Below are 22,175 nucleotides of genomic sequence, written 5' to 3'. Positions count from 1 at the left end.
CTCATTCGGCGCGATGGCGCTTCGTGCGACCAGCCGTGGGCTGCCGGATCAAGTCGTGATCCTGAGACTCGCGCGGGATGAGATGGAAGCCGTCGGGTGTCCGCGGGTCGTAGTGCACGACGGCGTCTAGGGCAACAACGTCGCGCTTCCACGACGCGAGGCGAGACGCGTCTACTTCCCGAAGCTCCCAGCCGTTCCTTCGACGACTCTCCACGCGGAGCATGGCCAGGTGGTAGCTGTTGCGGTGACGCGGGTCCACGGCCCAGGGGATGAGTTCGTCATCGCGGTTGATCCGACGGGCAAGCCCCCGACGATGGCGAAAGTTCGACCACATCGACAACGTCGTCTCGATGTTGTACTTGCGGCGATACTCGTCGACGATCTCCTGATAAGTCCATCCCGACTCGATCCACTGGATCGCTTCGCCCACGTTCTGAATCTTGCTGGGAGCTGCCACCACTGCCTCCGTCGATACCGGCCCATGCATTCCAATAGGCAAGTGACGATAGGATACGGGTCACACCATGTTCAAGTTGCCGCACAAGCAGGTCATAAGGTGAGGGGACATTCAGCATTGGCCGAGGTAACCGTCAAGATCTGCGACGTCTGCAAGCGGCGGAACGTCCGCGCGAAGACCTTCACGATCATCGAGGAAGGCCGCGAACCTGCTACTGCCGACCTCTGTGAGCAGCACGCTCGTCCTCTTCTCACGGCACTTGGCCACACGGGCTCCGAACCGACCGCTAGACGGAGGGGCCCCGGGCGGCCTCGTCGCAAGATGCGCGTGATCTCCTTGGACGAGGTCGAGAAGCTTCGCGACCGACCCTAACCTCTCCAAAGGCTGGACCACCCCTTCGGAACCTGCCGATTCGGAGGGTCGATCTGGCTACCACCGTGGCACGATCGGCACCATGCGCGGCATCATCCTGGCCGGCGGGTCCGGCACGCGGCTGCACCCGATCACGCTCGGGGTGAGCAAGCAGCTCGTGCCCGTCTACGACAAGCCGATGATCTACTACCCGCTGTCGACGCTGCTGCTCGCGGGGATCCGGGACATCCTCGTCATCACCACCCCGCACGACGCCGAGCAGTTCCGGCGGCTGCTCGGGGACGGTTCGCAGTTCGGCATCTCGCTCGAGTACACCGTGCAGGAGGAGCCGAACGGCCTGGCGCAGGCGTTCGTGCTCGGCGAGGAGTTCCTCGCCGGCGGGCCGGCCGCGCTCGTGCTGGGCGACAACATCTTCTACGGCCAGGGCCTCGGCGACCAGCTCCAGCGCTTCACCGACGTCGACGGCGGTTCGATCTTCGCCTACCGCGTGGCCGACCCGACGGCGTACGGCGTCATCGAGTTCGACGACGACGGGATCGCCCGGTCCATCGAGGAGAAGCCCGCCCGGCCACGGTCGCGGTACGCGGTGCCGGGTCTGTACTTCTACGACTCCGAGGTGGTCGAGGTCGCCAAGGGCCTCACGCCGTCGGCCCGCGGCGAGTACGAGATCACCGACATCAACCGGCACTACCTGGACCAGGGGCGCCTGCACGTCGAGGTGCTGCCCCGGGGCACCGCGTGGCTGGACACCGGCACGTTCGACTCGCTCATCGACGCCAGCGACTTCGTGCGGACGGTGGAGCAGCGCCAGGGCCTCAAGATCTGCGCTCCGGAGGAGGTGGCGTGGCGCCGCGGGTTCTTGTCCGACGACGAGCTGCGCGCCCGGGCCGAGCCTCTCGTGAAGTCCGGCTACGGCACCTACCTGCTCACGCTGCTCGACGGATAGCCGACCTCCCGGACCCCTCGCACGTCGACGATCCCCGCCAGGACCGACGGCGCGGCGACGTCCCAACGATCCGCCCAGTCGCCGATCGGTTCCACCCCGGCACGGCGCAGCGCGTCGTGGCCGAGCACGGAGAACTGGGGGCGCCGCGCCGGCCGCGGGAACGCCGCGCTCGGGACCCGGTCGACCGGGACCGACGACCCGGCAGCGGCCAGGACACGTCGTGCGAACCCGTGCCACGACGTCCGGCCGGACGCCGTGCCGTGGTAGGTGCCCGCCGGTGCCCGGGCGGCGACCAGCCGCACGATGAGGTCGGCCAGGTCGCGCGACCAGGTGGGCTGGCCGACCTGGTCGTGCACCACCGCGAGACGGTCGCGCTCGGTCGCCAGGCGGGCGATCGTCCGGGGGAAGCAGCGTCCGTGGGCACCGTAGAGCCAGGCAGTCCGCACGACCAGGTGGTCGAAGGCCTCGTCGCGCACAGCCAGCTCCCCCGCGACCTTGGAGCGCCCGTAGACGGACTCCGGGGCCGTCGCGGCGTTCTCCGGGTACGGGCTGGCGTGGTGGCCGTCGAACACGTAGTCGGTGGACAGGTGGACCAGCCGCGCACCGGCCAACCGGGCGGCCCGGGCGACGTGGGCGGCACCGACGGCGTTGACGGCCATCGCCTCGGCCGCGTGCGTCTCGGCCGTGTCGACGTCGGTCCAGGCGGCGGCGTTGACCACGACGTCGGCCCCGGCGACCGCCCGTCGGGTGGCGTCGGCCTCGGTGATGTCCAGCTCGGCGTGCGTGAACGCCCGCACCGAGGCGCCGGCGTCCGTGAGGACGTCGACGAGGTCGCGGCCGAGCATGCCGCCCGCACCCAGGACGGCCCAACGCTGGGCCCGATCGACGGGAGCCATGCGTAGCATCCTAGGGGCGGGACCATCGACACCGGGAGGCCGTCCGTGCAGTTCAGTGAGCTGGGAGTGTCCGGCGCGTACGAGATCACCCCCCGCCAGCACGGCGACCCGCGGGGCGTCTTCCTGGAGTGGTTCAAGGCGTCGACGTTCGCCGATCACCTGGGCCACGAGCTGGACCTGCAGCAGGCGAACTGCTCGGTCTCGGCGGCCGGCGTGCTGCGCGGCATCCACGTCACCGACGTCCCGCCCGGCCAGGCCAAGTACGTCACGTGCCCCCGCGGCGCGGTGCTCGACGTCGTCGTCGACCTCCGGGTCGGGTCGCCGACGTTCGGCCGCTGGGACTCCGTGCTGCTCGACGACGTCGACCGGCGGGCCGTCTACATCGGCGAGGGCCTGGGCCACGCCTTCCTGTCCCTGGAGGACGGCTCGACGGTGATGTACCTGTGCTCAGCAGGCTACGACCCCGCGGCGGACCACGGGGTGCATCCCCTGGACCCGGCGATCGGGATCGAGTGGCCGACGACGGCCCGCGACGGGTCGCCGATCACCCCGCAGCTCTCGGAGAAGGACGCGGCGGCTCCGACGCTGGCCGAGGCCGAGGCGCAGGGTCTGCTGCCCGCCGTCGAGGTCGTCGAGGACTACGTGGCGACGCTGCGGCGCCGCTGAGCACTCACTGGCCGGTCCGGGCGTACTTCGCCTCGACGGCGGCCTTGGCCGGGCGCCACCACGCCTCGTTCTCCCGGTACCAGTCGACGGTCGCCTCCAGGCCGGAGCGGAAGTCGGTGTACCGGGGCGTCCAGCCGAGCTCGTCGCGCAGCTTCGTCGCGTCGATCGCGTACCGCAGGTCGTGGCCGAGACGGTCCGGGACGTGGTCGAAGTCGTCGGCGTCGCGGCCGAAGATCTCCAGCAGCGTCTGCACGACCTCGACGTTGTTCCTCTCGCCGTCCGCACCGATCAGATAGGTCTCGCCGATGCGACCCCGGTCGATGATCGCCCACACGGCCGTGTTGTGGTCCTCGACGTGGATCCAGTCGCGCACGTTCAGGCCCGCGCCGTACAAGCGGGGCCGCACCCCGTCGAGGAGGTTCGTGATCTGACGCGGGATGAACTTCTCGACGTGCTGGTACGGCCCGTAGTTGTTCGAGCAGTTCGAGAGGGTGGCCTGCACGCCGAACGACCGCACCCATGCGCGCACGAGATGGTCGGAGCCGGCCTTGGTCGCCGAGTACGGGCTCGACGGGTCGTACGGCGTGTCCGGCGTGAACCTCGCCGGGTCGTCCAGCGCGAGGTCGCCGTAGACCTCGTCGGTCGAGACGTGGTGGAACCGCACGCCGTGCCGGCGCACGGCCTCGAGCAGGGTGAACGTCCCCAAGAGGTTGGTCTGCACGAACGGCGTCGGGTCGTCCAGGGAGTTGTCGTTGTGCGACTCCGCGGCGAAGTGGACGACGACGTCGGCCCGGCCGACGAGCTCGTCGACGAGGTCGGCGTCGGTGACGGAGCCGTGCACGAACTCGATCTGCGCGGCGACCGGCCCCAGCGACCTCCGGTCGCCCGCGTAGGTCAGGGCGTCGAGCACCGTCACCTGCGCGTCCGGGCGGTCCCGGAGGGTCTGCAGGGTGAAGTTCGCGCCGATGAAGCCGGCGCCGCCGGTGACGAGTACCCGCATGACTCATTCCCCCACGGATCGCCGGCTCTCACCTGGTCAGTGACGCCCCAGAGCGCGGTAGTGCCAACCGGCAGTCTTCCAGGCATCTCGGTCGAGAGCGTTGCGGCCGTCGACGACGTTCCGCTGAGCGACGTATTCCGCGACCTTGTCCGGGTCGAGGTCGCGGTACTGCCGCCACTCGGTCAGGACGAGCACGGCCTCCGCCCCGTCGAGTGCCGCGTACACCTCGGGCTCGTAGGACAGAGAGGGCTGCTTGAGGCGAGCGTTCTCGACGGCTTCCGGGTCGTGGACGACCACGTGGGCTCCGTTCTCGTGCAGCCTCACGGCGACGTCCAGAGCCGGCGAGTCTCGGACGTCGTCGCTGTCAGGCTTGAACGCAGCGCCGAGAACCGTGATGCGAGCGCCCTCGACGGTGCCGCCAAGCACGTCCGACGCCAGGTCGACCATGCGCACGCGGCGCCGGTGGTTGATCTCGTCGACCTCGCTGAGGAACGCCACCGCTTCACCCGCGCCGAGCTCGTCGGCGCGGGCCATGAAGGCACGGATGTCCTTCGGGAGGCAGCCACCGCCGAACCCCAGACCGGCGTTGAGGAAGCGCCGACCGATCCGGGCGTCATGACCGATGGCGTCCGCGAGCTGGGTGACGTCGCCACCCGCGACCTCGCACAGCTCCGCCATCGCGTTGATGAAGGAGATCTTGGTCGCCAGGAAGGAGTTCGCCGCGACCTTCACGAGCTCGGCCGTCGGGTAGTCCGTCACGATGCGCGGCATGCCGTCGGTCAGCGGCACGGCGTAGACCTCGTCGAGGACCTGCGCTGCCCGCCGGCCGGACTCGCCTTCGGGCACGCCGTAGACGATGCGGTCCGGGTGAAGCGTGTCCTTCACCGCGAAGCCCTCCCGAAGGAACTCCGGGTTCCAGGCCAGGACGGCACCCGGCTCCGCCTTCGACACGATCTCCGCGAGGCGAGCGGCGGTCCCGACGGGCACAGTGGACTTCCCCACGACGATTTCACCCGGCGAGAGGTGACTGCTGAGGCTGCGGATCGCTGCGTCGACATAGGTGAGATCGGCCGCGTAGCCATCACTGCGCTGCGGCGTGCCGACGCAGACGAAATGGACGCTCGAGCCCGCGACGGCGGCGAGGTCGCTCGTGACGGTGAGGCGACCCGTCTGCGCCACCTCCTCGAGGAGCGCCTCGAATCCCGGCTCGTAGAACGGCGCCTTGCCGGCCGACAGCGCCTCGACCTTCGCCGGGTCGACGTCGACGCCGACCACCTCATGGCCCAGACTCGCCATGCTCGCCGCGTGGACCGCCCCCAGGTAGCCCAGACCAATCACAGAGATCTTCACGCTCGCGCACCCCTTCCTCGTCGTCGCCGACGAAGGTACAGCAAAGAAACCCTCTAGGATGCACGCGATGAGTGCTCAGGTCCCCGCGCAGCAGTCGGCGTCGTCCGCGACGTCGGCCGATGTCGCGGATCTCTACAAGGAGATCTTCACGGGGCAGCAGAAGGCTCTCGAGGTCGTCTCGACCGACCGGCTGACGCAGGTCGGAGCGCGCCCACCGATCTCGACGTACCTGGGCCAGCTCTGGGGCCGTCGGTACTTCCTCTGGGCGGAAGCCCGGGCCAAGGTCACCAGCGGGACCCGGGAGACGCTGCTCGGCCAGGCATGGCTCGTCCTCAACCCCATCCTCAACGGACTCGCCTACTACCTGATCTTCGGCCTGATCCTCAACACGAGCCGCGGCATCGAGAACTTCCTCGGGTACCTCGTCATCGGGGTCTTCCTCTTTCAGTTCACCACGCAGTGCGTGACCAACGGCGCGAAGTCGATCCAGAGCGGGCGCAACCTCATCCGCGCGTTCACGTTCCCCCGCGCCTCGCTGCCGATCTCGGTGGTGCTGCGGAGCATCCTCAACCTCATCCCGACGATCGCGGCGATGCTCCTCATCATCGTCCTGCTCCCGCCGGCCGAGAGCTGGTCGCCGGCGGCACTCCTCTTCCCCGCCGTCCTTGTCCTTCAGGTGCTGCTCGCGACAGGGCTCGCACTCCTCTTCGCCCGCATGACCACCGTGCTGCCGGACATCGGCCAGCTCATCGGTGTCGGCATGCGCATCTGGCTCTACGCGTCGGCCGTGTTCTTCTCGGTGGACCGGTTCAAGGAGTTCCCGTCGATCGTCGGGATCATGGAAGCCAACCCGATGTACATGGTCCTGGACGCCGCCCGGGACTGCCTGCTCTACGCCACGGTGCCAGACGCCGGCACCTGGATCGGGCTCGGGGCCTGGTCGGTCGGCGCGCTCGTCCTCGGGTTCCTCTTCTTCTGGCAGGGGGAGGAGTCCTATGGCCAGGCGTGAGGACAACCCCTTCTCCCATGCGACGGTGGCGGTCCAGGACGTGCACGTCCGCTACCGCGTCCCGTCGACCGACGCCGCCGAGCGCCGCCGCGGAGCGAACTTCGTCCGGCGGGCGGCACGCACGGTGCTCGGCAACGACCCCAAGGTGCTCGTCCGCGCGCTGTCCGGCATCTCCTTCGTCGCGAAGTCCGGAGAACAGATCGGACTGGTGGGCCAGAACGGCTCCGGCAAGAGCACGCTGCTGCGCATCATCGCCGGCCTGGAGAACCCCGCCAAGGGCCGTGTCCTCGCGGAGAGCACGCCAGTGCTGATCGGTGTGAACGCCGCCCTCGTGCCGGACCTCTCGGGTGAGCACAACATCCGGCTCGGGTGTCTCGCCATGGGGCTCACCCCGGAGCAGGCCGAGGAGGCCGTGCCGGACGTCAAGCAGCTCGCGGGCCTGGGCAAGTCCATCTACCTGCCGATGAAGACGTACTCCTCCGGCATGGGTGCCCGGCTGCGATTCGCCATCGCGACGGCGGCCAATCCGCACATCCTGCTCATCGACGAGGCCCTCGCCACCGGTGACGCGGCGTTCAAGGAGCGCAGCGAGGCACGCATGCAGCGCCTCCGCCAGAGCGCCGGCACCGTGTTCCTCGTCAGCCACGCGGCGCAAACCATCGAGGAGAGCTGCACCCGCGCGATCTGGCTCAACCACGGCCGACTCGTCCTCGACGGTACGGCGGAGGACGTCGCGTTGCGCTACCGCAAGTGGGCGTGGGCCGTGGCAAAGGACAAACCCGACGAGGCGAGGAAGATCATCGAAAACGCCTTCGCCGAGCGGGAGCAGACCTATGTCCAGGTCGAGGACGCCGTGAAGCCACGTCTCTACAATCCCCGGCACCGCCGTCCACGCGGCGTTCCCGCCCGCGACGAGAAGGAGTAAGGGTGCCAGCACGGCCACGCATCATGACCGTCTACGGCACACGACCCGAGGCGATCAAGGTCGCCCCAGTGGTCCGGGCCCTGGAGGCAAGCGAGACTCTCGACTCCGTCACCGTCGTCACCGGCCAGCACCGCGAGATGTTGGACCAGGTGAACATGGTCTTCGGGATCACGCCTGATCATGACCTGAACATCATGAGCCACCGACAATCGCTGGCGCAGATCTTCAGCCGCGTCCTCGAAGGGGTGGACAAGGTCCTGGAGATGGAGAGCCCGTCGGCGGTTCTCGTCCAGGGCGACACATCGACGTCGACTGCCGCGGCACTCGCAGCGTTCTACCGCGGGATCCCCGTCGTCCACCTGGAAGCGGGCCTCCGCAGCGGTGACATCAGCTCCCCGTTCCCCGAAGAGGCGAATCGCAAACTGACGACTCAGATCGCGGCACTGCATCTGGCACCAACTACGAAGAGCCGGGACAACCTTCTTGCAGAAGGCGTCGTTCCCGATACGGTCGTGGTCACGGGCAATACAGTCATCGACGCCTTGCTGGCTACGGTTCATCAGGCTCCCGACTTCGACGACCCGGCCCTCGTCCACATCGCCCGATCCGGCCGCCGTATCGTGCTCGTCACGACGCACCGCAGGGAGAACTGGGGGTCGGCCATGCATGGGGTCGGCCGCGCGCTGCGCCGCGTGGCGGACACGTACCCCGACGCCGAAGTGATCCTCCCCGCCCACCGTAATCCTGTCGTCCGCGAAGCGGTGCTACCTCACTTGGCCGGGGCCAAGAACATCACCGTGACGGAGCCCCTGCCGTACGGGCAGTTCACCCGGCTGCTCAACGCAGCGGACATCATCGTCACCGATTCGGGAGGCATCCAGGAAGAGGCGCCGAGCCTCGGAATACCTGTGCTCGTCATGCGCGACAACACCGAGCGGCCCGAGGCCGTCGACGCAGGTACTGTGCGCCTGGTCGGGACGGACGAGGACCACTTGGTGGATGCGGTGAGCGGTCTTCTAGACTCCCGCGAGCAGTACGAAGCCATGGCCAACGTCATCAACCCCTACGGCGACGGCGGCGGCGCGAGGCGCGCGGTCATGGCGATCGCACATCTCCTGGGGATCGGCCCGCGAGCAGATCAGTGGACAGAAGGCAAGGTATGAGTAAGACCAACGTGTTTATCTACGGATCGTGCGTCTCGCGCGACACCTTCGAACGCTTCCCAGCAGAACACTTCCAACTACTGCATTATGTCGCGCGACAGTCCGCCATCAGCGCATACGCCAAGCCTGTGGATATAATCCTGCCGCCCGACTTAGAGTCTGATTTTCAGAGTCGCATGGTGCGCGGAGATTTCCAATCAGACCTGCGCTCACAGATGAACAAATGGGGCAGTCACATTGATCTGTTTGTCGTCGACCTTATTGACGAGCGCCTAGGCATCTATGTACTGCCGGACGGATCCGTTGTCACACGCTCGATAGAACTTATACAGTCCGGGGCCGAGCATTCCCTGCCGGCAGGATCGATTCACATCCCATTCGGAACCGAAAAGCACTTTGAGTACTGGTCTGCAGCAATCCAGTCTGTCGGCAACATGCTACTCGAAGCAGCCCCGAAGGCAGGCGTCGCTCTTCTAGACATTCCATGGGCCGAATACACCGATGATGGTCAGCCAAGCACCGCGAGCTTCGGAGTCACCGCGCACGAAGCGAACCAGATCTTCCCGCAGTACGCTGCCTTCGCTGCCGACGCGCTCGCAGCAAAACTAATTCGAGTCCCCATTTCTCAAGTATCCTCGTCAAATAGTCACCCATGGGGCGAGGCGCCTTTCCACTACTCTGACTCCGTCTACCGAGAAGCTACCACACAGCTCATCGGGTTCGACCCCCAGGGCCCCTCAGAAAATTTCGAGCACGAAAGCCTTTCAGGCAATGCTGAGCAAGTTGAGAAAGCGACGGGCGTCGAAACGAAGTCCACTCCCGACAGTCTCAACATTCGGCAATCCTCGCCAGAGACTTCGATCGATCCAGAATCATCAGCACTGGCAGCTAATCAGCTAAAGGCCGTCAATCTAGGTCTGCACCGACTGCTTCCTGGGCAGTGGCATCGCCACTGGATCTGGCAGGGCGGGCCCGCGTCCGTCCATGAGTTTAAGCATGACGGCGTAATCTACGCATTCGATCTCGTCTCAGATGAGGACGAGATCGAGGTTCAGTTCTTCCCGCGCGACAAGGAGGCATTCGACAGTTTCACCGAAAGGCTTCGGGTGCGGCAGACGCCAATCAACCGTGCAATCACCGACAGGCACCGCGTCTCACTCCTCCGAGAACAGATCCCCCACAAGATCGTTGACGATGGTTTCATCAAGCGCATCGCCTCGAGTATTGAGTCTGCAAGAGAGGATCTCGAGGACGACCCCGAACAAGGCTCAACGGTCGCGTCGCGGGAGATTGTCCTACCCAACGGTATCCCGACCTTGGCTAGGGAAGCTGATTATGACTACTCCCAGTTTGGCAAGTGCTTCGGAGGGAGCAGCGGCGATCTTGGACCGCTTAGCATCGACCAAGACGGCCTATATCGGCTTGGAGATCAGTCAGCCCCTATCGATCTACTAGTATCGAACGCAGAGGCACTGCACGACGAGCGTGCTGGCAGAACCCTGCTCGTCGTTCTCGGCGGTCTAGTGGGACAGCGAAGACAACTCAAGGGCCCGTTCTTCTCCGGCCGAGAGACTGCGCGTCTAACGGGACTTCCAACTGTCAGCATATCTGACCCCTCGCTCGCGCTTGGATCAGACGTTTCGATTGGCTGGTACTTGGGCCACAAGTATCGGAACACCGTGCCCCAAGAAATCGCAGAACTCATGGACGTCATTTCAGAACGGTTTGGCGTCGAGATTCTCCTGATGGGCGGATCAGGCGGAGGCTTCGCCTGCCTCAACATCGCGCAGTACATGCGAAGGGGCGTATCTGGGATAGTACTGAACCCGCAAACGTCTGTGTCGCGATACGCACTCGGCCACGTGAACGATTACCTCAGCGCCGCTACTGGTCGCCCCACGAAGGCCGAGACCGCGGAAGAGGCAGAACAGATCCTCAACGATCTGGGCTTGGCACACGACATCACGAATGGTTCCTGGTCCAAGGACGATTTCCTGATCGCACAGAACGCAAGCGATTGGCACGTCCAGGCTCATCTCGAGCCCTTAATGATCAACGGCCAGTGGCACATTCACGAAGACCGCGCGTATGTGGATCGTTCGCGGGGACTCACTGTGTACACCCGGAACTGGGGAGAGGGCCACGCAAATTTCCCGGACCGATCCACGATGGCACACCTGGTCCGAGACTATGGGGCCAATATCAGTTCACTTGATCGCGCTGCCGCCCTAGACCATATGCTGGACTATCAGTTGGCTCCCATCCAGTAGTTTGCACTAGGAAGTTCGCCTCAACATTGAGAAAATGCCTGGCCGCAGTCAATCGCGAGTCGATTTCGAGAGCGCGTCTCATGCTGATGTGCAATGGACACGTCGATCTATTCTGGTGGCGCGCAGGCCGGTCATGCGCGCTCAGTGTCTTTGTCTTTGCATGATGTCCAGAGTCGCGCGCTAGACAGAAGGTAGATTGAGGGCTCCGAGTTCAGAACTTCATCGGATCGCCCGACAGGTCCTGTCTTGTCCCGAGCTTCTCTCGTGGTCGGGGACGTACTTGACGGAATCGCGGCTCCGCCAAGTACGTTCCCCGACTCGCGTAGAAGGGCCAATCAGGCTGACGTGCCCTGAACTGCCGCGTGAGGGCCCGTCTATTAGGACCCGTCCTCCGACTTGGTTTGCGGTCAGCAGAGGATTTGTCTCAACGCCCGATGCAGCAATGGCTGAATTGAGCGGCGCCAAATCGGCCCATCGACTGTCTCCAGGGCGGTATCACTACGGGTATCGAGTGAACGCCACTCGGTCTGTGCAGCGGGACATCGGAACCCTCGCATCGAAGTCGGCTACGATACCCCGACGATCGATGTTTTACATTCCGGGCATCGCTCAGGGGAGGGTCAAGCCCCTGGGCGTGGTATAGCGCTCGGTGATCCTTCTTGGGTTAGGCGCTGAGTTCGAGCATCCGGTCGGTGTTCACCTCCGTCGAGGTGTTCGTGACCGGGCTCAGGCGGCATCGGGCCAGGACTTCGAGGCCGAGATAGCGGCGTCCTTCGGCCCCCTCGTCGGTCTGTTCGGCCCGCACGGCTCCCACGAGACGGACGATCTCGTCGCGGTCCGGGAAGATGCCGACCGAGTCGGTGCGGCGGCGGGTCTCGCGGTTGAGTCGTTCGGTCGGGTTGTTCGACCAGATCTGGGACCACACGTCCTTCGGGCAGCCGGTGATCGCGAGGATGTCGGCGCGAGCGGCGTCCAGATGCTCGGCGACCTCGGGCAGCTTGTCGCCGACGTAGTCGAGCAGCCGGTCGAACTGGGCGTTCACCGCGGTGGCGTCGGGCTGGTCGTAGACCGAGTGCAGCATCGCCTTCACGGCGGGCCACATACTCTTGGGGCAGATGCTCATCCGGTTGGCCGCGTAGTGCGTGCGGATCGCTGCCAGACCGCGCCGGGCAGGTTCGCGGCCACGGCCTCGACGAGGTCGGCGTGCGCATTGCTGGTGACGAGCTTGACTCCGGCGAGGGCGCGGGCGACCAGATCGGCGAAGAGCTCGTCCCACGCGGGCCCGGTCTCACTCGTGGCGACCCGCATGCCCAGGACCTCCCGGTGCCCGTCACCGTTGACCCCGATCGCCACGAGGACGACGGCGTTGATGACGCGGCCCGCTTCGCGGACCTTCATCGTCAGGGCGTCGGCGGTCACTAATGTGAACGGGCCTGTCTCGTCCAGGGGACGGTGGCGGAACGCTTCGACCTGTTCGTCCAGGTCGGTGGCCATCCTGCTCACCTGCGACTTCGAGAGGCGGTTGATGCCGAGGTCTTGACAAACTTGTCCATCCGCCGGGTCGAGACCCCGGCGAGGTAGCAGTCCGCCACCACCGTGATCAGCGCCGATTCGGCCCGCTTCCTGCGCTCGAGCAGCCACTCGGGGAAGTAGGTCCCCGAGCGCAGCTTCGGGACCGCGACGGCGGTCGTGCCGGCCCGAGTGTCCAGGTCGCGGTGCCGGTAGCCGCTGCGCTGCGCCGTCCGGGACGCGGACCGTTGGCCCCACTCCGCGCCCACGACCGCATCGGCGTCCGCGGACAGCAGGGCGTTGATCACCGTCTACAGCAGGTTGCGCATCAGGTCCGGGGACGCCTCCGCGAAGGCCTCGCCAACCAGGCCGGCAGGGTCGACAGTGTGAGCTGCGGTCATCGTGATGCTCCGTTCGAGGGTGCTGTGAAGGGTTCACTCGAAGGATCACGCGGTGGCCGCACTACGTCTCGTCGACGATGATCCCGGCGACCGCGCTACACCACTGTCGGGGACTCAACTCAGGGGAGGCTATTGATCCCCCTTCTCCTGTCGAATTTTCCGTAGATTCTTCAGGTCAACGTCGAGCACGCAAGTCATCTCGGGCCTAATTCCCAACTTCTCCGACTCTCGCAGTATGATGCCGCGCGGCAGCCTCTGCTTGATCACCATGGAATACTCAGTCAAGAGTTCTGTCGCGAAGTCGTCGTCGCCGTGATCACTAATACGCCTGATGATCTGATATGACAAGACCGGTCGATGCACCAGTGCCTTGATAGCCAACTGGTCCCGCACGTACAGCGGAAGGCTCGACGCTTCAATGATCCTGCTAAACCTGCCGATGTGCGCTAGGAGATTCCTTAGGAAGTCCTCCCAAGAGCCGCGACCCTGCGAAAGGTGGCCCGATTCGCCAGGTAGCGGGTCGCCCATGATGATGTAGTCTCGATCACATAGTGCAGCAAAGTTTTCCGAACGCGTCGAGAAATGAAGAACGAACTCGCTGTCTTCGCCGTAGTGAACCCCTTCTGGGAACCGACTGCCGCTATGTCGGACATCAGCGGTTCGATACACAGAACCAGGTAGCATCGTCCAAAGCGACTCAACGATGTCGAGCCGCTCGTGACGAACGTCGGGGCGCAAGTATGAAGAACGCGACCCTCGCCGGTAACGGAGCGAAATTCGCTGAGCGTCACTCTGAAGCAAGTAATCACAGAGAGGCCCCAGTGAATCCTCTGCAAGGCGATCGTCGTCGTCCATGAAGAGAATGTAGTCAGATGTCGCTTTATCAATGACAAGATTTCGTCCAGCAGACGGCCCGCCACTTTGTACAGGGTTGCGCAACATGATCAGACTGAATCTGCAATCGACCTCTCGGTTCGATAGCAAATCCCAGTAGTCGTGGAACTTCTCGGATTTCGATCCATCATCAACGACGATCACCTCGACACGGTGATCGCCATCTAGTCTCTGAGAAAAGATCGACTCCAAAGCTCGGGCAAGCCCTTCTGGGCGCTCATAGGTCGTAATTCCGATGGTGAGCCCAACGCCTGCACCGTTCGGATCAACAATGCCTGTGGACGAGACTTCATCGTCTTTAGTCCCCAACACTTCACTCCCCGCCAACGATCGATGTCGAGCCAACCCGACCGAAAATTGGTGCGATCTCATTATCGACCGTTGATAGCGCAGCTCCAATCGCCATATGCATATCCAGGTACTTGTAGGTACCCAGCCTTCCACCAAAAGTCACATCGCGCTCAGAGCCCGCCAGAGACCTGTACTTGAGCAGGCGTTTCCGGTCCTCGGCGGTGTTGATCGGATAATACGGCTCGTCCCCGCGTTCCGCGAAGCGTGAGTACTCTCGCATGATAACGGTCTGGTCATCCGGATAGTCACGTTCAGGGTGGAAGTGTCGGAACTCATGAATGCGCGTATATGGCACGTCCATGTCTGCGTAATTCATCACCGAGGTGCCCTGGAAGTCCCCAGTCGGAAGGACGTCCTCCTCGAAGTCGAGCGTTCTCCAGGACAACTCACCCTCGGCGTAGTCGAAGTACCGGTCCACTGGTCCGGTGTAGACCACGGGAACGTTGCCAACGACGTTGCCCTTGTTCACCGGCTGCGAGGCATCGAAGAAGTCCACGTTCAACTGGACCTCGATGTTGGGGTGATCGGCCATCCGCTCGAGCCAAGCGGTGTACCCGTCGACGGGCAAGCCCTCGTACTTGTCGTTGAAGTACCGGTTGTCGTACGTGTACCGCACCGGCAGCCGGGAGATGATCGACGCCGGGAGCTCGGTCGGGTCCGTCTGCCACTGCTTCGCCGTGTAGTTGCGAATGAACGCTTCATAGAGCGGCCGGCCAATCAGAGAGACACCCTGCTCGTCGAGGTTCGCAGGCTGCTTGTCCCCGAGCTCGGCTGCCTGCTGGCGGATCAGCGCCCGTGCCTCATCCGGGCCGTAGGCCGAACGGAAGAACTGGTTGATCGTGCCGAGATTGATCGGCATCGGGAACACCTCGCCCTTGTGCGTGGTGTACACACGGTGCACATAGTCCGTGAAGGCGGTGAACTCGTTGACATACGACCACACACGCTCGTTCGAGGTGTGGAACAAGTGAGCACCATACCGATGGACCTCGATGCCGGTCGTCTTCTCGTTCTCGCTGTATGCGTTGCCCCCGATGTGGGGACGACGGTCGATGACGAGCACCTTCCGACCATGCTGCTTGGCGACCCTCTCGGCCACCGTGAGCCCATAGAAGCCCGAACCTACGACGACGAGATCAACGTCCATTCGACTGCCCTCCCTGGCGTCCGAAGATGTTCAGGATCGACCGCGGAGCAGCGACGATCGCATGGCCGACGCGCCATGACTCGGAGTTGCGGATCTGTTCGATCTTCGCGTCGCGCTGAGCGACGACACGCTCCAGCCGCCGGATGGTCTCGGCAGCCTCGGACTCCGTGTTCGCGTCGTCCCACGCCGACCGGTCGCGTTCGGCCTGGGCTGCTCGGCCGGGGCCGGTCTGCAAGAAGGCGATGTCCCAGTACGAGCCGCTACCGTGCTCCTGCGAGTACCGCATCATGCCCAGGGTCGCCCGCTCCTTCGGCTGGGTGAAGAAGTCCAGCGGCTTGTCAGAGACGCCGAGCTCGGGGAACCACTCCGACTGCAGAGTGGAGTAGAAGTCCTCACGCGCTTCCTCTGGCAGGTTGTTGAGATGCCACAGGAGCAGGTGCAGAGCGTAGTTGACGAACTTGCGCTGCAGCTGAGGATAGATTCCGCTCAGTTCCAGCTGGTCTCGGATGGCGAGCAGCGCCCGGTAGGCATTGTCGGGAGACTTGGACGTCGAGTTGGAGATCGATGTCGCCACGTTCCTGCGGTGCGAGATCAGTTCCTCATCCAGAATCGTGATCCGGTCACAGAGGAGAAGGGCCGAGTACACGAAGTACGCGTCGTTCGTCGACGTCAGTGGCTGGAACCGCAGCCCGGTGTTCAGCAGGTATGTACGCAGGAACAGCTTGTCCCACGGCCATCCGACGAAGTTGAAGAACGGGTTGTCGTTGATGTGCATGCCGGCGAAGGGGCGAGCCTTCGGCAGCTTGTCGATCTTGACGGCATGCTTGATCGGGCTGGTCTTGCCGGTCATCGAGTCCAGGTTGCGGGACCTGAAGACGCAGATGTTGGCGCGGTCGGCCTTGGCCTTGCCATACGCGCGGCCGAGCATCCCCTTGTCGAACACGTCGTCTGCGTCCAGGAACGCCACGTACTCGCCCTGTGCCTGCTCGAGGCCGAGGTTGCGCGCGGCCCCGGCACCTTGATGCTCCTGGCTGAGGAGGATCACGCGATCGTAGGCATCGGACTCAGCGAAGTCCCGAAGGACCTCGTACGAACCATCGGTCGATCCGTCGTCGACCAGAATCACCTCGAAGTCGCGGAGCGACTGGTCTCGCAACGACGCCAGGCACTCCTCCAGGTGCGGCATGCCGTTGTAGACCGGCATGACGACGGAGACCTTCACGCGCGCAGCTTCGTGCTGGTAGTAGTACTCGTCGGGGTCCCGCATGATCCACTGCACACGGTTCCACTCGCCGACTCCGAAGGCCGACTGCACCAGGACTCCGCGCTCGGCGTCCTTCTTCAGCACGTCGGACACCATCCGGCAGAACTCGCGCCGGATACCAGGGGCAAGCCTCTTCATCGTGAAGTCGATGTTGTGCCAGCGCTTCAGGCCGTACACCCCGGTGAACTTCTCAGCGAGCGAGGGGTGCTCCAGGAGCCACTCCCGGATCCAGTCGTACTCCTGGAGGGCAACGTCCGCCTTGCCAGTGGACTTCACCGACGAGTTCGGGTTGTCACGGCGGTTCTCGTAGAAGACCTCGTTGATGTACATGACGCGTCGCGCCTGGCACATGGTCTGGAAGAAGAAGCCGTTGTCCTGGTAAGAGGCTCCGGGAGTCTCGTGGTGCCAGATGTCGTTGTCGATCAGGAACTGGCGGCGGTACACCCCGCACCAGGTGTTCATCGGGTACCGGAAGATGGCGAGCCGCTCGGAGGGGTCGATGACCTCCCCGTACGCAGAAGAGTTGTTCGCGCACGGCACGATCACCTCGGTGCGGGACTCCCCCCTGCCCCGGAACCGCAGGTAGTCCGCCTTGACGATGTCGAGGTCGTGGTCGTGCCCGGCCTGCCAGAGCGTTTCGAACATCCCGGGGCGGACGACGTCATCCGGTTCGAGGATGCCGATGTACTCACCTGTCGCGTGCCGCAGTGCGACATTCATCGCCACGCCGTATCCAGCATTCGACTGGGTGACGACCTTCAGACGGTCGCTGTGGGCCTCTGCGTACCTGGCGAGGATCTCCGGGCTCGAGTCGGTGGAGCCGTCATCGACACAGACGATCTCGAGGTCTTCCATCGTCTGGTTGATCAGACTGTCGAGCGCGGCTTCGAGGTACGGCTCCACGTTGAACGTGGGAACCAGCACCGAGACGCGCGGCCGACCGGCATCGTGATCGTGCGCGACGTGAGAGTTCGTGCGGTCGGTCATCAGGTTCAAGTTCCTAACTTCGCGGTCCAAAGGGGTGTTTCGTTCGGGAGTACTGGGTGGGTCGCCGTTCAGCGAGCGGCGAGCACGTTGGCAATCGCACGCGCCGCAGCAGGGGCTCCCTGAGGGAGGTTTCGTTCGCGGATCGCTCCGCGAATGTCGTCGGCACGGCTGCGATCTGCCAGGTCCGCGACAACGCGGCCGAGGTCGTTCTCTCCATCGGCAATCAGGCCGAGGCCAGCCTGGGCGACGCCGCGTGCGCGTCGGTGCTGATCGTCCATCAAAGTCGATGCACTCGGCAGATAGATTCCGGGGGTCGCTGTGTGCAGGTTCTCGTGCACCGAGTTGTACCCCGCCTGTGTGACAGTGAATTCCCAGGCCGCCGAGAGATCGACCAGAGGGAACCGACTCTCGATGCTCACTGCTTCAGTGGCGACGGATGGGCTCAGCAGGGGTGACCGGACCACGACGGGTACCACGTCGCCGGCCGCCTTGATCGCCTCGACCGCGGACGTGGTCGCCGATCCATCGCTGTTCCCTCCGGAGAGCTGTACCAGCGCGTACTTCTTGGAGGGCTCCAGACCCAGGGCGGTCAAGGCGGAGTCGCGCGAGGTCCGCTCGCCCGGCGCCAGAGAAACCGGGTCGGTCCAGGTCGCGTCACGGAAGGGGGCCAGTGCCGTCTCCCGGGTCTCTGCCAGATCACCCGGAACGACCACCGCGTCGACGTGCTCCCGCCACTCTTCGACCTGCGTCAGATCGGCATCCTGACGCCAGAGCCCACGGCGCAGCCACACGAGCGGCACATCTACGTACTCGGCGACGTCGGTGAGCACCGGGAAGACCCAGGTCCCGTCGAACACGACCACGTCGGCCGGGCGTTCCGACAGTTCGTGCAGAAGCCTGCGCATGAACTGCCGACGCCAACGAGGTAGTGATTCGCCTGAGGCGGTGGGGCTGGGAAAGCTGTCGACATCGAATCCCGCGTCCCGAACCGTTCGCCCGGCAGTCGACAGTGTGAGGATCCGCCCGGTGAGCTGTTCGCCCGAGTGTCGGAGGACCGCAGAGCAGCGCGCGATGTGGCCCATCCCGCCGCCGTTGCTCGTCACGAACAGCACGTGAGGCGCCGTTGACGACTGGGTCTTGTCAGGTTCCGAACGCGGCGCGAACCATGCGAGTCCTGCCGTCGTCGCCGCTACCTCACGCGTCTTCCTCTCGAGTCGCTCCAGAGACTGCTCCTGGTGGTACTCGTGACGGGAGGCCTTGGCACGGCTTCCCTCGACGCTGGACTCGACGCGGTCGATCCGCCGGGTGATACGTCGCTCGGATCGCGCGATGAGCCAGGTGCCCACGACCGCCGTGCTCAGTCCCGTGGCCACGATGAACCCCACGACGGCGGCGAAGACCAGCCAGGGGCGGGGGCTCGCCACGGCGGCGGCCGCCAGAACCCCGGAAACTACCGCCATGCCGACCGCCGCTAGCGCGAAGATCCCTCGCCGCGATCGCGCGGCCGTCACGAAGCGATTCATCCGAGGATGCCCCGGGTGTCGATGACGCTGTGCCCAACGGCAACGTTGGCGAGGCCGGAGCGGAAGGAGCTGTGATCGACGAGCGCCACGGTGACATCAGCCTCCCCGAGGGCGGCGTCGATGGTGCGCAACGTGACGTTGCGTCGGTTCGCCAGCACTGGCGGCAACGCGTCGATGTGCGGCTCCACGGCAAGCACCGCACCACTGGGGCAGTGATCGGCGATCTTGGCCACGATCTCGACCGCCGGCGATTCCCGCAGGTCGTCGATGTCCTTCTTGAAGCTGAGTCCCAGCGCGGCGATCGTGGGGTTCTCGATGCCCTCGACGGCGTCGAGCACCTTCTGGACGACCCACTCGGGCTTGCTGTCGTTGACCTCACGCGCAGACCGGATGAGACGTGCCTGGTCCGGCGCGGCGTCCACGAGGAACCACGGGTCCACGGCGATGCAGTGTCCGCCCACACCCGGCCCCGGCTGCAGGATGTTCACCCGCGGGTGCCGGTTGGCGAGCTGGATGAGCTCCCAGACGTCGACCCCGACCTTGTCGGCGATGAGCGAGAGCTCGTTCGCGAAGGCGATGTTGACGTCACGGAACGAGTTCTCGGCGAGCTTGACCATCTCGGCGGTCGTCGCGTCCGTCGTCAGGATCTCGCCCTGGCAGAACACCTCGTACAGAGCCTTGGCGTGCTCTGCGGCCTCGGGCGTCAGCCCGCCGACGACGCGGTCGTTGGTGACAAGCTCGATCATCACGCGGCCCGGCAGCACGCGCTCCGGGCAGTGCGCCACGTGGACGACAGGCCGGCCGTCCGCACCGTCCAACGACAGGTCCGGCCGCTCGTCGAGGAGCCACTGCGCCATCTTGCGGGTGGCCTCGGGCGGAGACGTGGACTCGAGGATCACCAGCTCACCACCCCGCAGCACCGGAGCGACCGCTCTCATCGCTGCCTCGATGTAGGAGAGGTCCGGCTCGTGGTCGTCGGCGAACGGTGTCGGAACGGCCAGGATGAAGGCATCGGCCGGTTCAGGCGTCGTCGTCGCGCGCAGGGTGCCCTGTTGCACGGCACCGCTGACATAGGTCGCGAGGTCCGGCTCGACGAACGGCACGTCGCCGCGGTTGACGGCTTCGACGGTGGACGGACGGACGTCCACGCCAGTCACCTTCACGTCCTTCGAGGCCAGGATGGCGGCGGTCGGGAGCCCGATATAGCCCAGCCCGATCACGCCGACGGTGTTGATCTCCATGTGCACCCTCAGACGAGGACGTGCCGCTCGGCACGTCCGTAGGTGGTCACCGTGCCGCCCGCGAGCAGCTCGGCGTCGGTCACCGTCCAGGTGTGGCGGCCCACCCCGGACCGCATCTGGACGAAGTTGTAGCGGTCGGCGGAGTAGATCCGCACCCCGGCGTCCGCGACAGCCCGCAGGAACCCGGTGTCCTCGCCCGTCGAGGTCTCGGCGAAGCGAGCGCGCGCCGCCAGGTCACGGCGCGCCACGATCGTCGGCCCCATGACGAAGTCCGTGTACCGGTGCTCCCGGTCCGCGAACCGCAGCAGCGTCGCGTCCTGGGACTCCAGGTACATGTAGTGCGCCTGCTTACCGACCACGTCGGCCGCCGCGTAGTCGAGGGCGTAGAGCTGGTCGCTGAGGTACTGCGGACCGTACAGGTCGTCGTCATCCATCTTGGCGACGACGTCGCCGTCGGCGACGTCGACCAGCCGGTTGAGGCAGGCGCCCAACGGCACGTCCTGGTCGGCCTGCAGGAGCACCAGGTCCTCGACCCCGGCCTCCGTGGCGCGGAGCCGCAGCGCGTCCTCGTCCTCGGTGAAACCGTGCGTGAGCAGGGCGAGCTGGACGTCCACGTCCTCCTGCGACCCGACCGAGCGCAGTACGTGGTCGAGCTGGTGCGGCCGGTTCGTCGACACCAGGGCCGTCACCCGCGGCCGGGGCACGACGGCGGAGTCCGCCAGACCGGCATCGTGGAGCACCCGCTGCACCCGCGCACCGTAGGTGTGCTCACGCCAGATGCGCCGCTGCCCCCGGTGCACCGCACGGTCCCGCAGCTCGGGCGAGCGGACCAGGGCGCGCACGGTCGCGGCGGCCTCGTCCCGCGTCGCGACGTCGAAGACCTCGTCGCCGGGGAAGAACTCCCCCGTGGCAGCACTCGGCGTGGTGACGACCGGCGTGCCGCACGCGGTGATCTCGAAGATCCGCCGCGCGCACATGCTCGGCGAGTCGACCACGGAGTTCACGTTGAGGAACACCTTGTGGTCCCGGTACGCCGTCAGCATCTGCTCGTAAGGAAGCGATCCCACCACCCGGGAGGCGTACGGCTCGGGGAACTCGTACCGGTCGTCCTTGCCCGCGAACCGGGAGTAGATCTCCAGACCGAGGTCCATCGTGGGCGACGCGTCCAGCGCACCGCCGAGCAGCAGGTGCATCTGATCGCGCCGCTCCGGGTACTTGTGCGCGAACCACGTCCCTGCGAACGCGACGTCCCGTTCCGGTCCGGCGCCGTGGGTGCGGATCGGGTTGTGGATCGCCGGCTGGGCACCGAACGCCAGGACGCCCACGCGGTCGTGCCCCAGCGCCTCGCGGTAGGCGGGCAGGCGGTTCACGTCCGTCGTGTACACCCGGTCGAAGAGCCGCGCGGTGTCGAGGAAGTCCTCGAAGTGCGCCGGGTCCTCCTTGTTCCAGAAGACCGTGGGGATGCCTCGCTCGCGGCACGCCGCGAGCATCTCGGTCACGGCCGGGCGCGGCGCCGTCGGCCCGGTGAGGTGGTACGTCCAGGCGCCCCCGTTGCCGGCCCAGGCCGACTCGACGAACACCAGGTCCAGGCCGTCGAGCTGTTCGGTCCACGTGGACGGCTTGAGCAGCACCTGGTCCCACTCGTCCCCGAAGGCGAGCCGCGAGAAGTCGTCCAGGACCACACCCACACGCAGGGGGCGGGCGGACGGACGCTCCACCGTCGTCCACGGCTCGTGGACGAGGCCTTTCTTGGTCATCCGGGCACCGCGCGGAGTGTGGTCACCGAGGATGCGCCGGCGGCGCA

The 22,175-nt window shown here is 65.5% G+C and carries 16 protein-coding genes and 1 pseudogene; 6 read left to right on the top strand and 11 right to left on the bottom strand.

Translation table 11 applies throughout. The annotated features are described in order from the left end of the window. Position 1: 1 nt before the first annotated feature. Positions 2 to 457 (bottom strand): hypothetical protein, encoded by a 456-nt coding sequence (locus tag Q6347_RS12875; protein ID WP_304607556.1) that lies wholly within the window; start codon positions 455 to 457, stop codon positions 2 to 4. Positions 458 to 911: 454 nt separating this feature from the next. Between Q6347_RS12875 and rfbA the strand changes: the two genes are divergently transcribed. Beyond that, entirely contained in the window at positions 912 to 1,775 is an 864-nt protein-coding gene (gene rfbA / locus Q6347_RS12870; protein WP_304607555.1) for a glucose-1-phosphate thymidylyltransferase RfbA, read from the top strand. Here the strand turns inward: rfbA and rfbD are convergent. Next, positions 1,748 to 2,671 carry a dTDP-4-dehydrorhamnose reductase gene (gene rfbD / locus Q6347_RS12865; protein WP_304607554.1) on the bottom strand — a complete coding sequence of 308 codons (924 nt, stop codon included), beginning with the start codon at positions 2,669 to 2,671 and terminating at the stop codon, positions 1,748 to 1,750. The two genes, rfbA and rfbD, sit on opposite strands and share 28 nt — an antisense overlap. A 45-nt stretch (positions 2,672 to 2,716) precedes the next feature. Between rfbD and Q6347_RS12860 the strand changes: the two genes are divergently transcribed. Further along, positions 2,717 to 3,337 (top strand): dTDP-4-dehydrorhamnose 3,5-epimerase family protein, encoded by a 621-nt coding sequence (locus Q6347_RS12860; RefSeq protein ID WP_304607553.1) that lies wholly within the window; start codon positions 2,717 to 2,719, stop codon positions 3,335 to 3,337. Between the two features lie 4 nt (positions 3,338 to 3,341). Here the strand turns inward: Q6347_RS12860 and rfbB are convergent, their stop codons facing one another. Then, the gene (rfbB, locus tag Q6347_RS12855) at positions 3,342 to 4,337 is read right to left on the bottom strand and encodes a dTDP-glucose 4,6-dehydratase (protein ID WP_304607552.1); all 996 of its coding nucleotides are present in this window, start codon (positions 4,335 to 4,337) and stop codon (positions 3,342 to 3,344) included. 36 nt (positions 4,338 to 4,373) lie between these two features. Continuing rightward, positions 4,374 to 5,687: a UDP-glucose/GDP-mannose dehydrogenase family protein gene (locus Q6347_RS12850; protein WP_304607551.1), complete on the bottom strand. Its 1,314-nt coding sequence runs from the start codon at positions 5,685 to 5,687 to the stop codon at positions 4,374 to 4,376. A 67-nt stretch (positions 5,688 to 5,754) separates the two neighbouring features. Here Q6347_RS12850 and Q6347_RS12845 point away from each other — a divergent pair, with 67 nt between their 5' ends. The 4 genes from Q6347_RS12845 to Q6347_RS12830 are packed head-to-tail and all read left to right on the top strand — an operon-like array spanning position 5,755 to position 11,054. Beyond that, positions 5,755 to 6,696, top strand: a complete 942-nt coding sequence (locus Q6347_RS12845; protein ID WP_304607550.1) for an ABC transporter permease — start codon at positions 5,755 to 5,757, stop codon at positions 6,694 to 6,696. Then, on the top strand, positions 6,683 to 7,621 hold the full coding sequence (locus tag Q6347_RS12840) for an ABC transporter ATP-binding protein (RefSeq protein ID WP_304607549.1): 939 nt from the start codon (positions 6,683 to 6,685) through the stop codon (positions 7,619 to 7,621). Before Q6347_RS12845 ends, Q6347_RS12840 begins: the two co-directional genes overlap by 14 nt. Positions 7,622 to 7,644: 23 nt before the next feature. Continuing rightward, on the top strand, positions 7,645 to 8,784 hold the full coding sequence (gene wecB, locus Q6347_RS12835; RefSeq protein WP_304607548.1) for a non-hydrolyzing UDP-N-acetylglucosamine 2-epimerase: 1,140 nt from the start codon (positions 7,645 to 7,647) through the stop codon (positions 8,782 to 8,784). Continuing rightward, positions 8,781 to 11,054: a DUF6270 domain-containing protein gene (locus tag Q6347_RS12830; protein WP_304607547.1), complete on the top strand. Its 2,274-nt coding sequence runs from the start codon at positions 8,781 to 8,783 to the stop codon at positions 11,052 to 11,054. The genes wecB and Q6347_RS12830 overlap by 4 nt, the downstream gene beginning before the upstream one ends. Positions 11,055 to 11,718: 664 nt before the next feature. On the opposite strand, the pseudogene Q6347_RS12825 reads toward Q6347_RS12830, so the two are convergent. The 7 genes and pseudogenes from Q6347_RS12825 to Q6347_RS12795 all read right to left on the bottom strand — a co-directional run bounded on the left by Q6347_RS12825 (position 11,719) and on the right by Q6347_RS12795 (position 22,128). Then, positions 11,719 to 12,964: pseudogene (locus Q6347_RS12825) on the bottom strand (IS256 family transposase). A 129-nt stretch (positions 12,965 to 13,093) separates the two neighbouring features. Then, the gene (locus Q6347_RS12820) at positions 13,094 to 14,167 is read right to left on the bottom strand and encodes a glycosyltransferase family 2 protein (RefSeq protein ID WP_304607546.1); all 1,074 of its coding nucleotides are present in this window, start codon (positions 14,165 to 14,167) and stop codon (positions 13,094 to 13,096) included. A gap of 4 nt (positions 14,168 to 14,171) precedes the next feature. Beyond that, on the bottom strand, positions 14,172 to 15,356 hold the full coding sequence (gene glf, locus Q6347_RS12815) for a UDP-galactopyranose mutase (RefSeq protein ID WP_304607545.1): 1,185 nt from the start codon (positions 15,354 to 15,356) through the stop codon (positions 14,172 to 14,174). Continuing rightward, positions 15,346 to 17,607 carry a glycosyltransferase gene (locus Q6347_RS12810; protein ID WP_304607544.1) on the bottom strand — a complete coding sequence of 754 codons (2,262 nt, stop codon included), beginning with the start codon at positions 17,605 to 17,607 and terminating at the stop codon, positions 15,346 to 15,348. The genes glf and Q6347_RS12810 overlap by 11 nt, the downstream gene beginning before the upstream one ends. 68 nt (positions 17,608 to 17,675) lie before the next feature. Then, the gene (locus Q6347_RS12805; RefSeq protein WP_304607543.1) at positions 17,676 to 19,130 is read right to left on the bottom strand and encodes a hypothetical protein; all 1,455 of its coding nucleotides are present in this window, start codon (positions 19,128 to 19,130) and stop codon (positions 17,676 to 17,678) included. Continuing rightward, the gene (wecC, locus tag Q6347_RS12800; protein ID WP_304607542.1) at positions 19,127 to 20,371 is read right to left on the bottom strand and encodes a UDP-N-acetyl-D-mannosamine dehydrogenase; all 1,245 of its coding nucleotides are present in this window, start codon (positions 20,369 to 20,371) and stop codon (positions 19,127 to 19,129) included. Before wecC ends, Q6347_RS12805 begins: the two co-directional genes overlap by 4 nt. 8 nt (positions 20,372 to 20,379) lie before the next feature. After that, a complete protein-coding gene (locus Q6347_RS12795) occupies positions 20,380 to 22,128 on the bottom strand; it encodes a glycosyltransferase (protein ID WP_304607541.1) in 1,749 nt (582 codons plus the stop codon). Between the last annotated feature and the right edge of the window lie 47 nt (positions 22,129 to 22,175).

The organism is Isoptericola sp. b408 (assembly GCF_030588085.1).
In the GTDB taxonomy this organism is placed as follows: Bacteria; Actinomycetota; Actinomycetes; order Actinomycetales; family Cellulomonadaceae; genus Isoptericola; species Isoptericola sediminis.
The sequence above is the reverse complement of the archived record's forward strand: the minus strand, read 5'-3'. Positions and strand labels throughout refer to the sequence as shown.